The 14,442-nt window shown below is 75.5% G+C and carries 13 protein-coding genes; 7 read left to right on the forward strand and 6 right to left on the reverse strand.

All coding sequences use genetic code 11. The annotated features are described in order from the left end of the window. Window positions 1-168: 168 nt before the first annotated feature. The 4 genes from AC0GKK_RS11615 to AC0GKK_RS11630 form a co-directional block, all read right to left on the reverse strand. Window positions 169-1,929, reverse strand: coding sequence for a S1C family serine protease (locus AC0GKK_RS11615; protein WP_489883793.1), 1,761 nt, complete (start codon window positions 1,927-1,929; stop codon window positions 169-171). A gap of 63 nt (window positions 1,930-1,992) precedes the next feature. After that, entirely contained in the window at window positions 1,993-3,441 is a 1,449-nt protein-coding gene (locus AC0GKK_RS11620) for a sensor histidine kinase (protein ID WP_235975300.1), read from the reverse strand. A gap of 5 nt (window positions 3,442-3,446) precedes the next feature. Continuing rightward, entirely contained in the window at window positions 3,447-4,142 is a 696-nt protein-coding gene (locus AC0GKK_RS11625) for a response regulator transcription factor (RefSeq protein WP_062400160.1), read from the reverse strand. Window positions 4,143-4,219: 77 nt separating this feature from the next. Beyond that, a complete protein-coding gene (locus AC0GKK_RS11630; RefSeq protein ID WP_226364516.1) occupies window positions 4,220-5,077 on the reverse strand; it encodes an NAD(P)-dependent oxidoreductase in 858 nt (285 codons plus the stop codon). 133 nt (window positions 5,078-5,210) lie between these two features. On the opposite strand from AC0GKK_RS11630, the gene AC0GKK_RS11635 reads away from it, so the two are divergent. Both AC0GKK_RS11635 and AC0GKK_RS11640 read left to right on the forward strand, forming a co-directional pair. Beyond that, on the forward strand, window positions 5,211-5,915 hold the full coding sequence (locus AC0GKK_RS11635; protein ID WP_489883794.1) for a mycothiol-dependent nitroreductase Rv2466c family protein: 705 nt from the start codon (window positions 5,211-5,213) through the stop codon (window positions 5,913-5,915). A gap of 22 nt (window positions 5,916-5,937) precedes the next feature. Beyond that, window positions 5,938-6,624 (forward strand): SGNH/GDSL hydrolase family protein, encoded by a 687-nt coding sequence (locus tag AC0GKK_RS11640; protein WP_253068904.1) that lies wholly within the window; start codon window positions 5,938-5,940, stop codon window positions 6,622-6,624. A 6-nt stretch (window positions 6,625-6,630) separates the two neighbouring features. Here AC0GKK_RS11640 and AC0GKK_RS11645 read toward each other — a convergent pair whose 3' ends face one another. Further along, a complete protein-coding gene (locus tag AC0GKK_RS11645) occupies window positions 6,631-7,827 on the reverse strand; it encodes an MFS transporter (protein WP_489883795.1) in 1,197 nt (398 codons plus the stop codon). A gap of 139 nt (window positions 7,828-7,966) precedes the next feature. Between AC0GKK_RS11645 and ppk2 the strand changes: the two genes are divergently transcribed. From ppk2 to AC0GKK_RS11670, 5 genes are all read left to right on the forward strand, one after another. Further along, complete coding sequence (gene ppk2, locus AC0GKK_RS11650; RefSeq protein WP_253068906.1) at window positions 7,967-8,764, forward strand: polyphosphate kinase 2; 798 nt, start codon at window positions 7,967-7,969, stop codon at window positions 8,762-8,764. A gap of 91 nt (window positions 8,765-8,855) precedes the next feature. Then, window positions 8,856-9,950: an SDR family oxidoreductase gene (locus tag AC0GKK_RS11655; RefSeq protein ID WP_489883796.1), complete on the forward strand. Its 1,095-nt coding sequence runs from the start codon at window positions 8,856-8,858 to the stop codon at window positions 9,948-9,950. A 25-nt stretch (window positions 9,951-9,975) separates the two neighbouring features. After that, window positions 9,976-10,533 (forward strand): TetR/AcrR family transcriptional regulator, encoded by a 558-nt coding sequence (locus AC0GKK_RS11660; RefSeq protein ID WP_179761107.1) that lies wholly within the window; start codon window positions 9,976-9,978, stop codon window positions 10,531-10,533. Window positions 10,534-10,577: 44 nt separating this feature from the next. Beyond that, a complete protein-coding gene (locus AC0GKK_RS11665; protein ID WP_161151229.1) occupies window positions 10,578-11,330 on the forward strand; it encodes an FkbM family methyltransferase in 753 nt (250 codons plus the stop codon). Window positions 11,331-11,379: 49 nt separating this feature from the next. Continuing rightward, complete coding sequence (locus AC0GKK_RS11670; protein ID WP_489883797.1) at window positions 11,380-13,719, forward strand: CDP-alcohol phosphatidyltransferase family protein; 2,340 nt, start codon at window positions 11,380-11,382, stop codon at window positions 13,717-13,719. An 8-nt stretch (window positions 13,720-13,727) separates the two neighbouring features. Here the strand turns inward: AC0GKK_RS11670 and AC0GKK_RS11675 are convergent, their stop codons facing one another. Further along, window positions 13,728-14,396, reverse strand: coding sequence for a RibD family protein (locus AC0GKK_RS11675; RefSeq protein WP_489883798.1), 669 nt, complete (start codon window positions 14,394-14,396; stop codon window positions 13,728-13,730). Between the last annotated feature and the right edge of the window lie 46 nt (window positions 14,397-14,442).

A 14,442-nucleotide genomic window follows, 5' to 3' on the forward strand; every position in this document is an offset into this window, starting at 1 on the left:
GTGCGGGGAGGGGGGACCGGCACCGACACGACGCTCCGGGCGTATTCGGTGGGGCACCACCGAATACGGGGACACCCCATCACGCCGGTTGTTCACCCGTCAACGACGTGCGGTGCGCGCCACCCACCCGGCCCCGTCCGGTCGGACGGACTGCACCCGGGCAGGCCCTCACTGCTCGCCCAGTGTCACCTCGACGGTCCGGGTCGCCCCGCCGGCGTCGACGACCTCCAGCTGGACGACGCTGCCCGGCGGCTGCGACCGCACCGCGGCCTGCAGATCGGTGCCGGTGGTGATCCGCTGGTCGCCGAGCCGGGCGACGATCTCCTGCAGGCGCAGCCCGGCCTTCGCGGCCGCGCCGTCCGGGGTGACCTCCTGGATCACCGCGCCGCGCAGCTGCGGGTCGTTGCCGACGGTCACGCCGAGCACGGCGTGCGTGGCCTTGCCGCCGCCGCGCAGCTGGTCGGCGATCCGGCGGGCCTGGTTGATCGGGATGGAGAAGCCGACGCCGATCGAGCCGCCGCCCGGCCCGGCCGTCGCGATGGCGGAGTTGATGCCGACGACCCGGCCGTCGGAGTCCACCAGCGGGCCCCCGGAGTTGCCGGGGTTGATCGCGGCGTCGGTCTGGATCGCGTTCAGCACGGTGTCGCTCGCCCCGGGCGCGCCCGACTCGGCGGGGATGCCGACGGCCCGGTCGACGGCCGAGACGATGCCGGTGGTGACCGACCCGCCGAGCCCGAGCGGCGACCCGAACGCGGTGACCTGCTGACCGACCCGGACGCGGTCGGAGTCGCCGAGCTCGACCGTGCTCAGGCCCGGCAGGTCCGTGCGCACGAGCGCGATGTCGGACTGCGGGTCCTGCCCGACGATCGTCCCGATGGCGGTGCGGCCGTCCTGCAGGACCGCGCGCAGCGTGCCGCCCTGGGCCGCCGGGGCGACGACGTGGTTGTTGGTGAGGATCAGGCCGTCGTTGCCGACGATCATGCCGGAGCCCTCGCCGCGGTCACCGACGTTGCCCGCGCCGCCGTCGACGCGGATCTGCACGACGGCGGGCAGCACCTTCTCGGCGACGGCCTCGACCGAGCCGGACGGCGCCGCGCCCCCCGGCCCGCCTGCGAGGCGCGCGCCGATCAGGCCGCCGAGGGCACCCGCGACCAGCGCGACGAGCAGCCCGGCCGCGACCAGGACGACACCCCGGCGGCCGCGGCCGGGCGGGCGCCGCGGTGCGGGCGGCGCACCGACCGCCCACGGGGGCGGGGCAGGCTCGCCGGGGGCGGCCGCGCCGGTCGCGTCCGGGTGCGCCGGGAGCTCCCGGGTGCCGTCCGCAGGCACCGGCGTCGTGTCGGTCGGGGTGTCCGGGGCGGCCGCGTCGGGCGCGGCACCGTCGGAGCCCGCGACGGGCGCGTCCGCGGCGGTGGAACCGGGGCGGGCCCACGGGTTGGCGGGCACGGCCCAGCGGTCGGTGGGCGGGTCCTGGGTGGAGACGGCCTCGGTGTCGGGGCCGTGGTCGTGGTGCGGGGTGGCGTCCTCGTCCGCCGGGACGGCGGGCGACGCCCCGGCCGCGGTCGTCGCGGCGGTCGTGCCGGACCGGGTGGACGCGTCGCCGTTGGCGGTCGCGGGGGTCGTCGCGGACTCGCCGCCCGCGCCGGCCGCGGCGGTGTCGCCGGCCGGGCCCGCTCCGGCGCCGTCCCCGGCGGCGCCCGGCGAGCCGGTGGCCGGAGCGTCGGTGACCCCGTCCGACGCGGACCCGTCGGCGGAGGACCCCGACGACGACCGTGGCCCGTCCTGCTCGGGGGCGGCGTCGCCGGAGGACCCGGCCGCTCCCGCGGTGGCGGAGGGCCCGCCCTCGCGGCCGGCCGCGTCCCCGGAGGCCCCGCCGGACGTCCCCGCTCCGGTGCGGGTCGGCTCGTCGGGCGGGTTGTCCTGGGTCATGCGTCCACCGTCCGTCGTCTCCGTCCGTCGTGTCACCGGTGTGTCACGTCGTGTCACACCAGGCTATGGGCTGTCCGGCTCCGCCACGTACCGGCCCGGCAGGGCCATCGAGAGCAGCGCACCGCCCTCCGGGGCGCGCCCGGCCCGCACCTCCCCCCCGTGCCGTGCCGCCGCCTGCGCGACGATCGACAGTCCCAGCCCGGAGCCGGGCATGGTCCGCGAGGTGTCGGCCCGGTAGAAGCGGTCGAACACGTGCGGCAGGTCCTCCGCGGCGATCCCGTCACCCGCGTCCGCCACCTCGATGACCAGCCACTCCGGCGAGATCGGCACCATCGACAGCCGCACCGTGCCGCCGGGCGGGCTCCACTTCACGGCGTTGTCGAGCAGGTTCAGCACGGCCCGTTCGAGGGCGCTGGCGTCGCCGTCGAGGATCCACGGGGTGCGGTGGACGTCGAACTCGACCTCCCCCGCGCGTCGCTTCACCCGGTCCAGGGCGCGGTCGACGATCTCGGTGAGCTCCAGTGCCTCGCTGGTCATGGTCGGGGCGTCGTCGCGGGCGAGCTCGACGAGGTCCCCGACGAGGTGGGACAGCTCCTCGACCTGGGCGCGGACGTCGTCGAGCAGCTCGGTGCGGTCCTGGGCGGGCAGGTCGGGGGTGTCCGGCCGGTCGGCGGAGGCGAGCAGCTCCAGGTTGGTGCGCAGCGAGGTCAGCGGAGTGCGCAGCTCGTGCCCGGCGTCGGCGACGAGCCGGCGCTGCTGTTCCCGCGACGCGGCCAGCGCGCCGAGCATCGTGTTGAACGACTGGGTGAGCCGGGCGAGCTCGTCGGACCCGGAGACGGGGATCGGGCGCAGGTCACCGGTCTTGGCCACGCGTTCGGTCGCCGCGGTCAGCCGCAGCACCGGCCGCAGCCCGGTCCGGGCGACGGCGACCCCGGCGAGCGCGGCCAGCACGACCCCACCCAGCCCGACGATCGGCAGCGCGGTGCCCATCCGGGTCACCACCCGGGTCATCGTGTCGAGCCGCTGGGCCAGCACCAGCGCGCGGCCGTCCCCGGCCCGGACGGCGACGATCCGGTACGGCACGCCGTCGAGCTCGGCGGTGCGGCCCGGCTGGGTCGGCCCGCCCTGGGCGACCTCGATCTCCGGCTCGCCCAGCGGCGGCCGTGACGACTCGTCCGCCGAGGTCGCGACGCCCGAGGAGTAGACGAGCGCGATGTGCAGGTCGGCCGCGCCGAGCACGTCGGGCGGGAGCGCGGCGAGCAGCCGCGGGTCGATCAGGTCGCTCTGCGCCGCGGCGTAGGCGCGCTGGCGCAGCGTCTCGTCCAGCGAGCTGGTGAGGTTCTGGCGCACGACGAGGAACGCGGCGGCGGACACGAGCAGCACCATCGCGGCGGCGACGAGTGCGGCGAGCACCCCGATCCGGGCGCGCAGCGTGAACCGCTCGCGGTCCGGCTCGGCCGCGGGCCCGCGGCGCCACCAGCGCTCGGCCCGCTCCTCGTCGGGCGGGAGCAGCTGGGTCACGGCGGGGTGTCCCGCAGGACGTAGCCGACCCCGCGCACGGTGTGGATCAGCCGGGGCTCGCCCTCGGCCTCGGTCTTGCGGCGCAGGTAGCCGACGTAGACCTCCAGGGCGTTGCCGCTGGTCGGGAAGTCGTAGCCCCACACCTGCTCGAGGATCTGGGCGCGGGTCAGGACCCGGCGCGGGTGCGCGAGCAACAGCTCCAGCAGGGAGAACTCGGTGCGGGTGAGGCTGATCGGCCGTCCGCCCCGGGACACCTCGCGGGTGTCGGGGTCCAGCGACAGGTCGCCGAAGGTGAGCGCGGGGCTGGTGCCCGCGTCGCCGTCGGCGTCGGGGGTGCGGCGGCGCAGCAGCGCCCGCAGCCGGGCGAGCAGCTCCTCCAGCGCGAACGGCTTGGGCAGGTAGTCGTCGGCGCCGGCGTCGAGCCCGGCGACCCGGTCCGACACCGCGTCGCGGGCGGTCAGTACGAGGATCGGGAGCGCGTCGCCGGCGCTGCGCAACCGCCGGCACACCTCCAGCCCGTCGACGCGCGGCATCATCACGTCCAGGACGAGCGCGTCGGGCCGGTCGGTGAGCATCTTGTCCAGCGCGACCTGGCCGTCCTCGGCGAGGTCGACCTGGTAGCCGTTGAAGGCCAGCGAACGACGCAGCGAGTCACGGACCGCCTTGTCGTCGTCGACCACCAGAATGCGCATGGGCGCCAGTCTCGCCGACGGCTCTGAGAGGAACCTGAGCAGGCCCTGATCAGCGGATGGTGATCAGCGCCCGCTGATCAGGACGCCTTGTAGGCGGCCGCCATGTCGTCGCCGCCGTGCCCGCGCTCCGACGCCCGCCGCAACCGGTCCCGCACCGCGGGCGCGACGTCGAGCCGGGTGCCCGAGGCCTCCGCCGCGGCGACGATCAGGCCCGCGTCCTTGGCCGCGTTGTCGACGGTGAAGCTGGGCGTGAAGTCGTCGTCGAGGATCGCCTTCGCCTTGTTCTGCAGGTAGGGCAGGTCCAGCGGACCGCCGGCGACGGCGTCGAGGAAGGCCTGCGGGTCCACGCCGAGTCCCTGGGCCAGCGCGACGGACTCCCCCGTCGCTGCGGTGATCGCCAGCACCCAGCTGTTGGCGACGAGCTTGAGCCGGCTCGCCTGGGCGGTCGTGTTGTCCTCGGCGACCCAGACGGTCTGCCTGCCGACGGCGTCGAGCACCGGGTCGACGACCGGACGCGCCGCGGGGTCGCCGGCGACGAACACGACGAGCTGCCCGGACTCGGCGGGCGCTCGGGTGCCGAGCACCGGCGCGTCGAGCAGGGTCAGGCCGTGGCGCCCGGCGATCGCGCGGAGCCCGTCGAACGGCTCGACGCCGACGGTGGTCGTCTGCAGCCACACCTGGCCCGGCGCGAGACCGCCGGCGGCCTGCTCCAGGACGGCGGTGACGTCGTCGGCGTCCCCCAGCATCGTCACGACCACGTCGGCGCCGCGCACGGCGTCGGCCGGATCGGTGTGCAGGGCCGCGCCCGCGTCCGCGAGCGGCTGCGCCTTCGCCGCGGTCCGGTTCCAGACCCGCAGGTCCAGCCCGGCCGCGAGGATGTTGTGCCCCATCCCGGCGCCCATGATCCCGGTTCCCAGCAGTGCCACGGTCGTCATGGACCCACCGTAGGTCGATCTCCGTGGGAGCGCCGACGCACGCCGGGCCGTGTGGTCCGGAGCGGTCCGTCGCGGGTCGGGCCCCGTCGCGCCTGCGCGGCACTGCAGGCACCCCGAACGGGTACCCGGTGGGATGAGCGACGACATCGAGTTCTTCTTCGACCCGATCTGCCCGTTCTGCTGGGTCACGTCCCGCTGGGTGGTGGAGGTGGGCCGTCGTCGCGAGCTGGCGGTGCACTGGCGCCCGTTGCCGCTGGCGATGCTGAACGAGGGCATCTCCTACGAGGAGCGGCGGAAGGTCTCGGAGTCCTACCCGGACTCCCACCTCCGCGGCCTGGAGATGCTGCGGGTGATCGCCGCGGCCGAGGCGGTGGCGGGCCCCGGGGTCGTCGGGGACCTCTACACCCGGTTCGGCGAGCTGGTGTGGGACTCCCCCGCACCCGACGGCGAGGGCTTCGACCCGGTCGTGCGCGTCATGGCGCAGCAGCGGGACCTGCGTCCGGTGCTGGAGGACCTCGGCCTGGACCCTGCCCTGGCCGACGCCGCGACGGGCACCGACCTCGACGAGGGCCTCGCCGCGAACGTGGCGGAGGCCCGGCGGCGGTGCGGCGACGACGTCGGCACCCCGATCCTGTCGTTCTCTCCGCCGGACGGGCCGGCCCTGTTCGGGCCGGTGATCGACTCCGTGCCGTTCGGCGAGGACGCGCTGCGGCTGTGGGACGCGACGTACACCCTCGCCACCTGGCCCGGGTTCGCCGAGCTCAAGCGGAGCCTGCGGTCGTTCCCCGACACCCCGCTGACCGCGCGGATCGCGCACGGGGAGACGACGGTGCGATGACGGTCTCTGCTTCACTGGGGACGTGACCGACGCGGGCGATCTCGGCTTCTCCAACCGGACCGGGCGCCCGCCGGGCCGGGTGATCACCGCGGTGTCCCGGTTCGTGCCCGCGATCCGCCGGGTGCAGCAGCAGATCGAGCCCTACGCCGCGTACTGGGAGCAGCGCAACCGCACCGAGCTCGCCCGGACCGGGCCGCTGTGCGTCGCGCTGGGCGACTCGATGGCCCAGGGCGTCGGCGCGTCGGCCCCGGAGTGCGGCTGGTTCGGGCAGCTGGTCGGGCTGCTGCCGGGCTGGCGCACGGTCAACCTGTCCCAGTACGGCGCCCGCGTCGACGACGTCCTCGACGCGCAGCTCCCGGCGGCGCTGCGGCTGCACCCGGACCTGCTGCTGTGCCTGATCGGGTCGAACGACCTGATGCAGCCCAAGCACCAGGAGGGCGTCGGGAGCCGGTACGCGGCCCTGCTCGACCGGCTCCCGCGCGGCACGGTCGTCGGCAACCAGCCGGGCACCTTCGCCGCGGCGGTGCAGGTCAACGGCCTGATCGACGACGCCGTGCGGCGCCGCGGGCTGGTGCTGGCCGAGCTGCGGGACCCGCGGACGCGGCACTGGCGCGGCAAGCTCGCCTCCGACCGGTTCCACCCCAACGACCGCGGCTACGCCGCCATCACCGAGGTGTTCGCCGAGGCGCTGCGTCGCGCCGGGCACTGAACCCCGTCACACCGCCGCGGCGACCGCTCGCGCCCGGGACGCCGCCGTCCGGTCCCCACGCCCGGCCGGCACCGCGACGACCAGCCCGACCACGGCCAGCCCGGCCGCGACGACGTTCGGCGAGGCGTAGCCGAACCCGGCCGCGATCACGATGCCGCCCAGCGCGGCCCCGATCGCGTTGGCGACGTTGAAGGCGGCCTGGTCGGCCGCCGAGGCCAGGTTCGGCGCGTCACCGGCGCCGCTGATGATCCGCAGCTGCACCGCCGGGACCAGCGCGAACGTCGTCACGGCGAAGGCGAACAGGGCGACGACCGCGGTCGCCTGGTTCTGCAGGGCAGGCACGAACAGCAACGCGACGACGGCGTCGGCGACGAGTGCGCCGTAGATCGTCGGCATGGTCGCGATGTCGGCCAGGCGGGCGCCGACCAGGTTCCCGGTCATGCCGACGCCGAACAACGCGAGCAGCAGCGTGACCTCGGTCGGGGTGAACCCGGCGACCTCGACCAGCATCGGGGTGATGTAGCTGTAGGTGCTGAACAGCGCGGCCCCGCCGACCGTCGCGACCAGCAGCGCCGTCCACACCGGACGGTGGGTGAGGGCGCGCAGCTCGGCGCGCAGGCGCACCGGGGTGGAGTCGCGGACGTCGGGGACGCAGGCGGCGACGGCCAGCGCGGCGACCGCGGCGATCACCCCGACGACGCCGAACACCGGCCGCCACCCGAGCTGCTGGCCGAGCAGGGTCCCGACCGGGACGCCCGCGACGTTGGCCAGGGTCAGCCCGGCGAACATCGTCGCCATCGCGCGGGCCCGGCGGTCGGCGCTCACGAGCCCGCCCGCGACGACGGCGCCGATCCCGAAGAAGGCGCCGTGCGGGAGCCCGGCGAGGAACCGGGCGGCGAGCACCGGCAGGTAGCCGGGCACGACGGCGGACAGCACGTTGAACGCGGCGTAGCCGGCCATGAGTCCGATGAGGACGTGCTTGCGCGGGAACCGGTTCGCCGCCGCGACCAGCAGCGGGGCCCCCACGACGACGCCGACCGCGTACGCCGAGATCAGCCGGCCCGCGCCGGGGATGTCGACGGCGAGCCCGCCGGCGACGTCGGGAAGCAGGCCCATGATCACGAACTCGCCGGTGCCGATGGCGAAGGCGCCGACGGCGAGTGCGGCGAGCGCGAAGGCGGCACGGGTGGTGACGGCACGCATCGGGTGCCTCCTCCGGGACGTGGCGGGACAGGGAGGCGGCGTCGTCGTCGCAAATAAACACGCTAGACGAGTAAATAGGCGACGCGCCAGCCCACCGCGCTGTCCGCCACGTCACCCCGCCTTCTGGTTGGCTGGGCCGGTGAGCACCCCGAAGCTGCCGCGCAAGGTCTACGACGCCGAGCTGCTCCGCCTGCAGGGCGAGCTGCTGCAGATGCAGGAGTGGGTCCGGGCGTCGGGCGCACGGGTGGTCGTGGTCTTCGAGGGACGCGACGCCGCGGGCAAGGGCGGGGCGATCCAGCGGGTCACCCAGTACCTCAACCCGCGGTTCACCCGGATCGTCGCACTGCCCGCGCCGACCGAGCGCCAGAAGGGGCAGTGGTACTTCCAGCGCTACATCGAGCAGCTGCCCGCGGCCGGCGAGATCGTGCTGATGGACCGGTCCTGGTACAACCGCGCCGGCGTCGAGCGGGTGATGGGGTTCTGCACCGAGACCGAGTACCGCCGCTTCCTGCGCCAGGCGCCGGTGTTCGAGAACATGCTCGTCGAGGACGGCATCCACCTGCGCAAGTACTGGTTCTCGGTCAGCGCCGAGGAGCAGGCGCGGCGGTTCGCCGAGCGGCTGGAGAACCCGCTCAAGCAGTGGAAGCTCTCGCCGATGGACCTCGAGTCGATGACCCGCTGGGACGACTACTCCCGCGCCCGCGACGACATGCTGATCCACACCGACACCGAGTACGCACCGTGGTGGATCGTCGAGGCCGAGCAGAAGCGCAACGCGCGGATCAACATGATCCACCACCTGCTCGGGTCGATCCCCTGGGAGCCGGTGGCGCGACAGGTGCTGACGCTGCCGGACCGGAAGCCGTCGACGGGCTACGAGCGCCCGCCGCGCGAGGTGCAGCGCGACGTGCCCGACCACGCGTCGACGCTGATCTAGGTCACACCCACCCGGACGGTACGGCCGGTACCGGATACCGTCCCGACGAGCGACGATGCGGCACGGACGCCGCGCGAGAGGCGGTGCACCCGTGGGTGTCGTGCTGTTCACCGGGTTCCCGGGGTTCCTCGGGTCGGCCCTGCTGCCGCGGACGCTGCGCCGCGCGCCCGACGCGCGCGCGGTCGCACTGGTGCAGGCGAAGTTCCTCGACCAGGCCCGCACGACGCTGGCCCGGATCGAGCGCGAGGCGCCGGAGATCGCCGGGCGCACCGACCTCGTCGTCGGGGACATCACCGTCGACGGACTGGGACTGGAACGGGCCGAGCGCGAGCGCCTGCTCGGCGGACCGCTGGAGATCTTCCACCTGGCCGCGGTCTACGACCTCTCGGTGCCGGCGGACGTCGCCTGGCGGGTGAACGTCGAGAGCACCCGGCACGTCGTGCGGTTCGCCGAGGCCGCGTCGCAGCTGGCCCGGCTGCAGTACGTGTCGACCTGCTACGTCTCGGGCCGCTACGACGGCATCTTCTCCGAGACCGACCTGGAGCTCGGCCAGCCCTTCGCCAACCACTACGACCACACCAAGCACGAGGCCGAGCGCGTCGTGGCGAAGGCCCGCGACGCCGGCCTGCCGGTGTCGGTCTACCGGCCCTCGGTCGTCGTCGGGGACTCGGTGACCGGCGCGACGCAGAAGTTCGACGGCCCCTACTACCTGCTCCAGCTGCTGGCCCGGCAGGGCCGGACGGCGTTCGCGCCGCTCCCCCGCGCCGCGTCGCGGACCCGGTTCAACCTGGTGCCCTCGGACTACGTCGTCGACGGGATCGCCGCGCTGGCCGGGCACGGCCCGGCGGTGAACCGGACGTTCGCGCTGGCCCAGCCGGCCCCGCCGACGGTGACCGAGATGTGCGAGGTCTTCGCCGACCGGCTCGGCAAGCAGCTGCGCGTGGTGCCGATGCCGGTCGGGCTCGCCGCGTTCTCCATCGACCACGTACCCGGCGTCGGACGGCTGTTCCAGGTCCCGTCGAGCACGCTGGAGTACCTGACCCACCCGTCGCACTACGACACCGACGCGACGACGGCGATGCTCGGCGGGCTCGGCGTCCACTGCCCGCCGTTCACCGGGCACGTCGACGCGATGGTCCGCTTCTTCAGCGCGAATCCGCAGGTCGGAACGGCTGCGATGGTCTGACGCCGAGAAGTCTACCGTCTCCGGCGTGGCCATCGAGCGGAACGACGTGCTCCTCGCGGCCGCGACCGTGCTCGTGCAGAACCCGGCCGCGTCGATGTCGGAGATCGCGACCGGCGCCGGCATCAGCCGGGCGACCCTGCACCGGCTCGTCGACGGCCGGGAGGCCCTGCTCTCCGAGCTCAGCGAGATGGGCGTGGAGCGCGGGATCGCCGCGATCCGGGAGGCCCGGACCGACGAGGGCGACCCGATCGAGGCGGTGCGCCGGGTCATCGTCGGCCTGCTGCCCTCGGTGGACCTGTGGGTGCTCGCCGAGCGCATCCAGTCCAGCGACGAGGTCCTGGCCCGCTACGCCGAGATGGACACCCTGCTCGTCGAGCTGTTCCGGCGCGGCCAGCGGAGCGGGGCCTTCTGCGTGACCCAGTCCGCGACGTGGATGACCGAGGCGCTCTACGCCCTGCTGACCCGGGCGGTGCTCGCCGCGCACGACGGCAGGCTCGGCCGGCAGGAGATCGTCGGGGTCACCGAGCGGACGCTGCTGGCCGGGGTCGTGGAGACCGCCGGCCGCAGCCCGGCCACCCCCTGACCGTCGAGTCCGTTTCCTCCTCGTTCGTCCACTACGCTCGGGGCGTGCTCACCCGTGCCTCCGGCATCGCCCGCTCGCTCGCGACCTACCACGGGATCCCGGGCCGGCAGCGCCGGATGCGCCGCTTCTACTCCGCGTTCCTGCGTCCCGGCGACCTCGCCTTCGACGTCGGCGCGCACGCCGGCAACCGGGTGCGTGCCTGGCGGGCCCTGGGGGCGCGGGTGGTCGCCGTCGAGCCGCAGCCGGACTTCACCCGGCTGCTGCGCCTGTTCTTCGGCCGCGACGACGCCGTGACCGTCCTGCCCCTCGCGCTCGGCGCCGCGGCGGGCACCGCCCGCCTCGGGGTCTCCCGCGCCACCCCCACCGTCTCGACGCTGTCGCAGCGCTGGCGCGACACCGTCGCCGACGACGCCGGGTTCAGCCGGGTGACCTGGGACTCCTCGATCGAGGTGCCGGTCAGCACGCTCGACGCGCTCATCGCCGAGCACGGCGTCCCGGCCTTCTGCAAGATCGACGTCGAGGGCTTCGAGGCCGACGTCCTCGACGGGCTGTCGCGCCCGCTGCCCGCGCTGTCGGTGGAGTACCTGCCCGCCGCGCACGACGCGACCCTGGAGTCGCTCGCCCGCATCGAGGCCCTGGGCCGCTACGTCTACCGCTACTCCCCCGTCGAGACGATGACCTGGGACACCTCGGCCGGTGACCGCTGGGTCGACGCCGCCGAGCTCCGCGCCCTGCTCGACCGGCGCCGCCCGCTGGGCCGCTCGGGCGACGTCTACGCCCGCCACGTGCCCGCCTGACCGCACCGCCGGGTCGCTCACCGGACAAGTCGGGCATGCTGGACACCTGATGCTCCGGAAGACCCACGGCACCGCCGCCACCGCCCCCGTCGCCCTCCAGATCGCGGCGGGCGCGGCGCTGCTCGCGGCCGTCCTCACCGTGCTCGTACCGACCACCGGCGCCGGCGCCCTGCGGGTCACCGGCGCGGCCGTCGTCGGCGCCGTCGCCGCGGCGCTGCTGCTGCGGGCCGCGCGCCGCGCCGGGGAGCGCACGCTCGGCCCGGCCGGGGTGGTCACGGTGGCCCGCGGGGCGCTCGCCGTGGCCGTCGTCGCGCTGGTCGGGCTGGACGGCGCCGGGACCGTGGCGCTCGTGGCGCTCGTCGGCGTCGCGCTCGTCCTCGACGGCGTCGACGGCCCGGTCGCGCGCCGCACCGGCACGGAGACCGCGCTGGGCGCCCGGTTCGACATGGAGACCGACGCCTTCCTGCTGATGGTGCTGTCGGCGCACGTCGCGGCGACGACCGGGCAGTGGTGGGTCACCGCGCTGGGCCTGCTGCGCTACGCCTTCGTCGCCGCCGGGCGGGTCGCGCCGTGGCTGCGCGGCGAGCTCCCGCCGCGCTACTCGGCCAAGGTCGTCGCCGCCCTGCAGGGGATCGTGCTCGTGGTGACCGCGGCCGGGGTGCTGCCCGACGCCGTCGCGCTCACCGCGGTCGGGATGGCGCTGGCTGCGCTGGTGTGGTCGTTCGGGGTGTCGGTGGTGCAGCTGTGGCGGGCCGCCGAACGGCACCCGTTCCACGCCCGCCGGGCCGGTGCCGCGCTGCTCACCACGCTCTGCCTCGCGCTCGTCGGTGGGATCCTGGTACTGCCCGCCGACCCGGCCGCCCTCGACCCGGCCGGGCTGCTGCGGCTGCCGATCGAGGCGGTCCTCGGGGCGGCGGTGCTCGCGCTGCTGCCCGGCCGGGCCCGGTGGGTCGCCGCCGCCCTGGCCGGGGCGCTGCTGGCCGCCCTCGGGCTGCTCAAGCTGGCCGACATCGGGTTCCTCGCCTTCCAGGGCCGCCGGTTCGACGCCGTGTCCGACTGGTCGCTGCTGGGCAACGCACACGACTTCCTGCAGGGCACCGCCGGCGCGGCCGGGACGGCGGTCGTGGTGCTCGCCGCCGTCGTCGCGGTGGGCCTGGTCGTGGCGACGGCCGCCGCGGCCGTCCGGCTCGGACAGCTCGCGGCCCGGCACCGGCGGGCCACCGTCGGCGTCGCCGCGCTGCTGGCCGCGGCCTGGCTGCTGGTGGGCCCCCTCGCCGACGCCCGGTTCGTCCCCGGGGTGCCGGTGGCCGCCGCCGACGGCGTCGCCGAGGTCGCCCACCGCGCCCAGCAGGTCCCGCGCACGCTGGCCGAGCGCCGGGAGCTCACCGAGTCCCTGGCCCGCGACGCATGGGCCGGCCGCCCTCCCGAGTCGCTGCTCACGGCGCTGGACGGCACGGACGTCGTCGTCGTCTTCGTGGAGAGCTACGGCCGCAACGCCCAGCACGCCCCGGAGATGGCGCCGCGGATCCGGCCGGTGCTCGCCGGGGCCGACGCCCGGCTTGCCGCGGCCGGGTACGGCGCGCGCAGCGGCGTGCTCACCGCACCGGTCAACGGCGGCGGCAGCTGGCTCGCCCATGCGACGCTGTTCTCCGGGGTCTCGATCGCCGACCAGGGCGCGCACGACCGGCTCACCGCGTCGGACCGGCTGACGCTGCCCCGCGCGTTCCGCGACGCCGGGTGGGAGACCGCCGTGGTCACCCCGGCGACGACGCGGGAGTGGCCCGAGGCCGCGTTCTTCGGTCACCAGCGGGTGTACGCCGGCGCCGACCTCGGCTACGCCGGCCCGCCGTTCAGCTGGTCCCCGATGCCCGACCAGTACACCCTCGACGCCTTCTCCCGGCTCGAGCTCGACCGCCCCGACCGCGGCCCGGTGCTCGGCACCGTGGTGCTGACCTCCAGCCACGCGCCGTGGTCACCGGTGCCGCCCCTGCTCGACCCGGCCGGGATCGGCGACGGTGCCGTCTACGGCCCGTACGCCGACGGCCAGCAGTCCTACGACACGATCTTCTCCCTGGACCGGGAGACGCTGCGCGGGGACTACCTGACCTCGCTGGAGTACGCGCTGCGCAGCGCCACCGGCTGGGTGGCCGACCGCCCGGAGGGCGACCGGGACCTCGTCGTGCTGATGCTGGGCGACCACGAGCCCGGCGCGACGGTGTCCGGGCCCGGCGCGGGCTCCGACGTCCCCGTCTCGGTCATCACCCGCGACACCGAGGTGCTGGACCGGATCGACGGCTGGGGCTGGACGCCCGGGCTGCTCCCGCCGCCGGACGCGCCGCCGTGGCTGATGGCCGAGTTCCGGGACCGCTTCCTGGCCGCGTTCTCCTGACCGGTGGCTCAGGACGCGCGGTAGCGCAGCAGCACCAGGTCGCCCATCGGGCGGGCCTCGACCAGGGACATGCTGCGCTGCGGGCACTGGGGGAACCGGCCGTCGTGCACGAAGCGGGGGGCCCGGGCGTCGCCGACGAAGAACGGCGCGACGACCACGTGGAGCTCGTCGACCGCCCCGGCGGTGAGGAACGCGGTGTGCACACCGCCCCCGCCCTCGACCAGCAGCCGTCGCACGCCGCGGGCGGCCAGGTCGTCGAGCACCGCGCACGGGTCCGGCGGATCCCCCGCGGCGACGACCTCGGCGGCGTCGCCGAGCAGGTCCCGCAGCGCGGGGGCCGCGTGGCCCGCGGTGAACACCAGCGGCGCGTCCCCGCCCGCGAACACCCGCGCCGCCGGGTCCAGCGAGGACCCGGTGGTCAGCACGACCCGCCGCGGCGACGGCGGGCGGCCGTCGGCGACCCGCCCGGCCCGGCGCTCCGCGCAGCGCACCAGCAGCCGCGGGTCGTCGGCGCGCACGGTCCCCGCGCCGACCAGGATCGCGTCCACCCCGGCGCGTACGGCGTCGACGCGGTCGAGGTCGCCCGCGTCGGAGAGCACCAGCGTGTCGGGACCGGCGTCGTCGATGTAGCCGTCCAGCGACATCGCGACCGACGCCAGCACGTGCGGCCGGTCCATCAGATCACCTCCGTGTACCGGGCAGGCGCCCGATACGTCCGGATAC

It is taken from the genome of Pseudonocardia sp. P-1 (genome assembly GCF_058111925.1).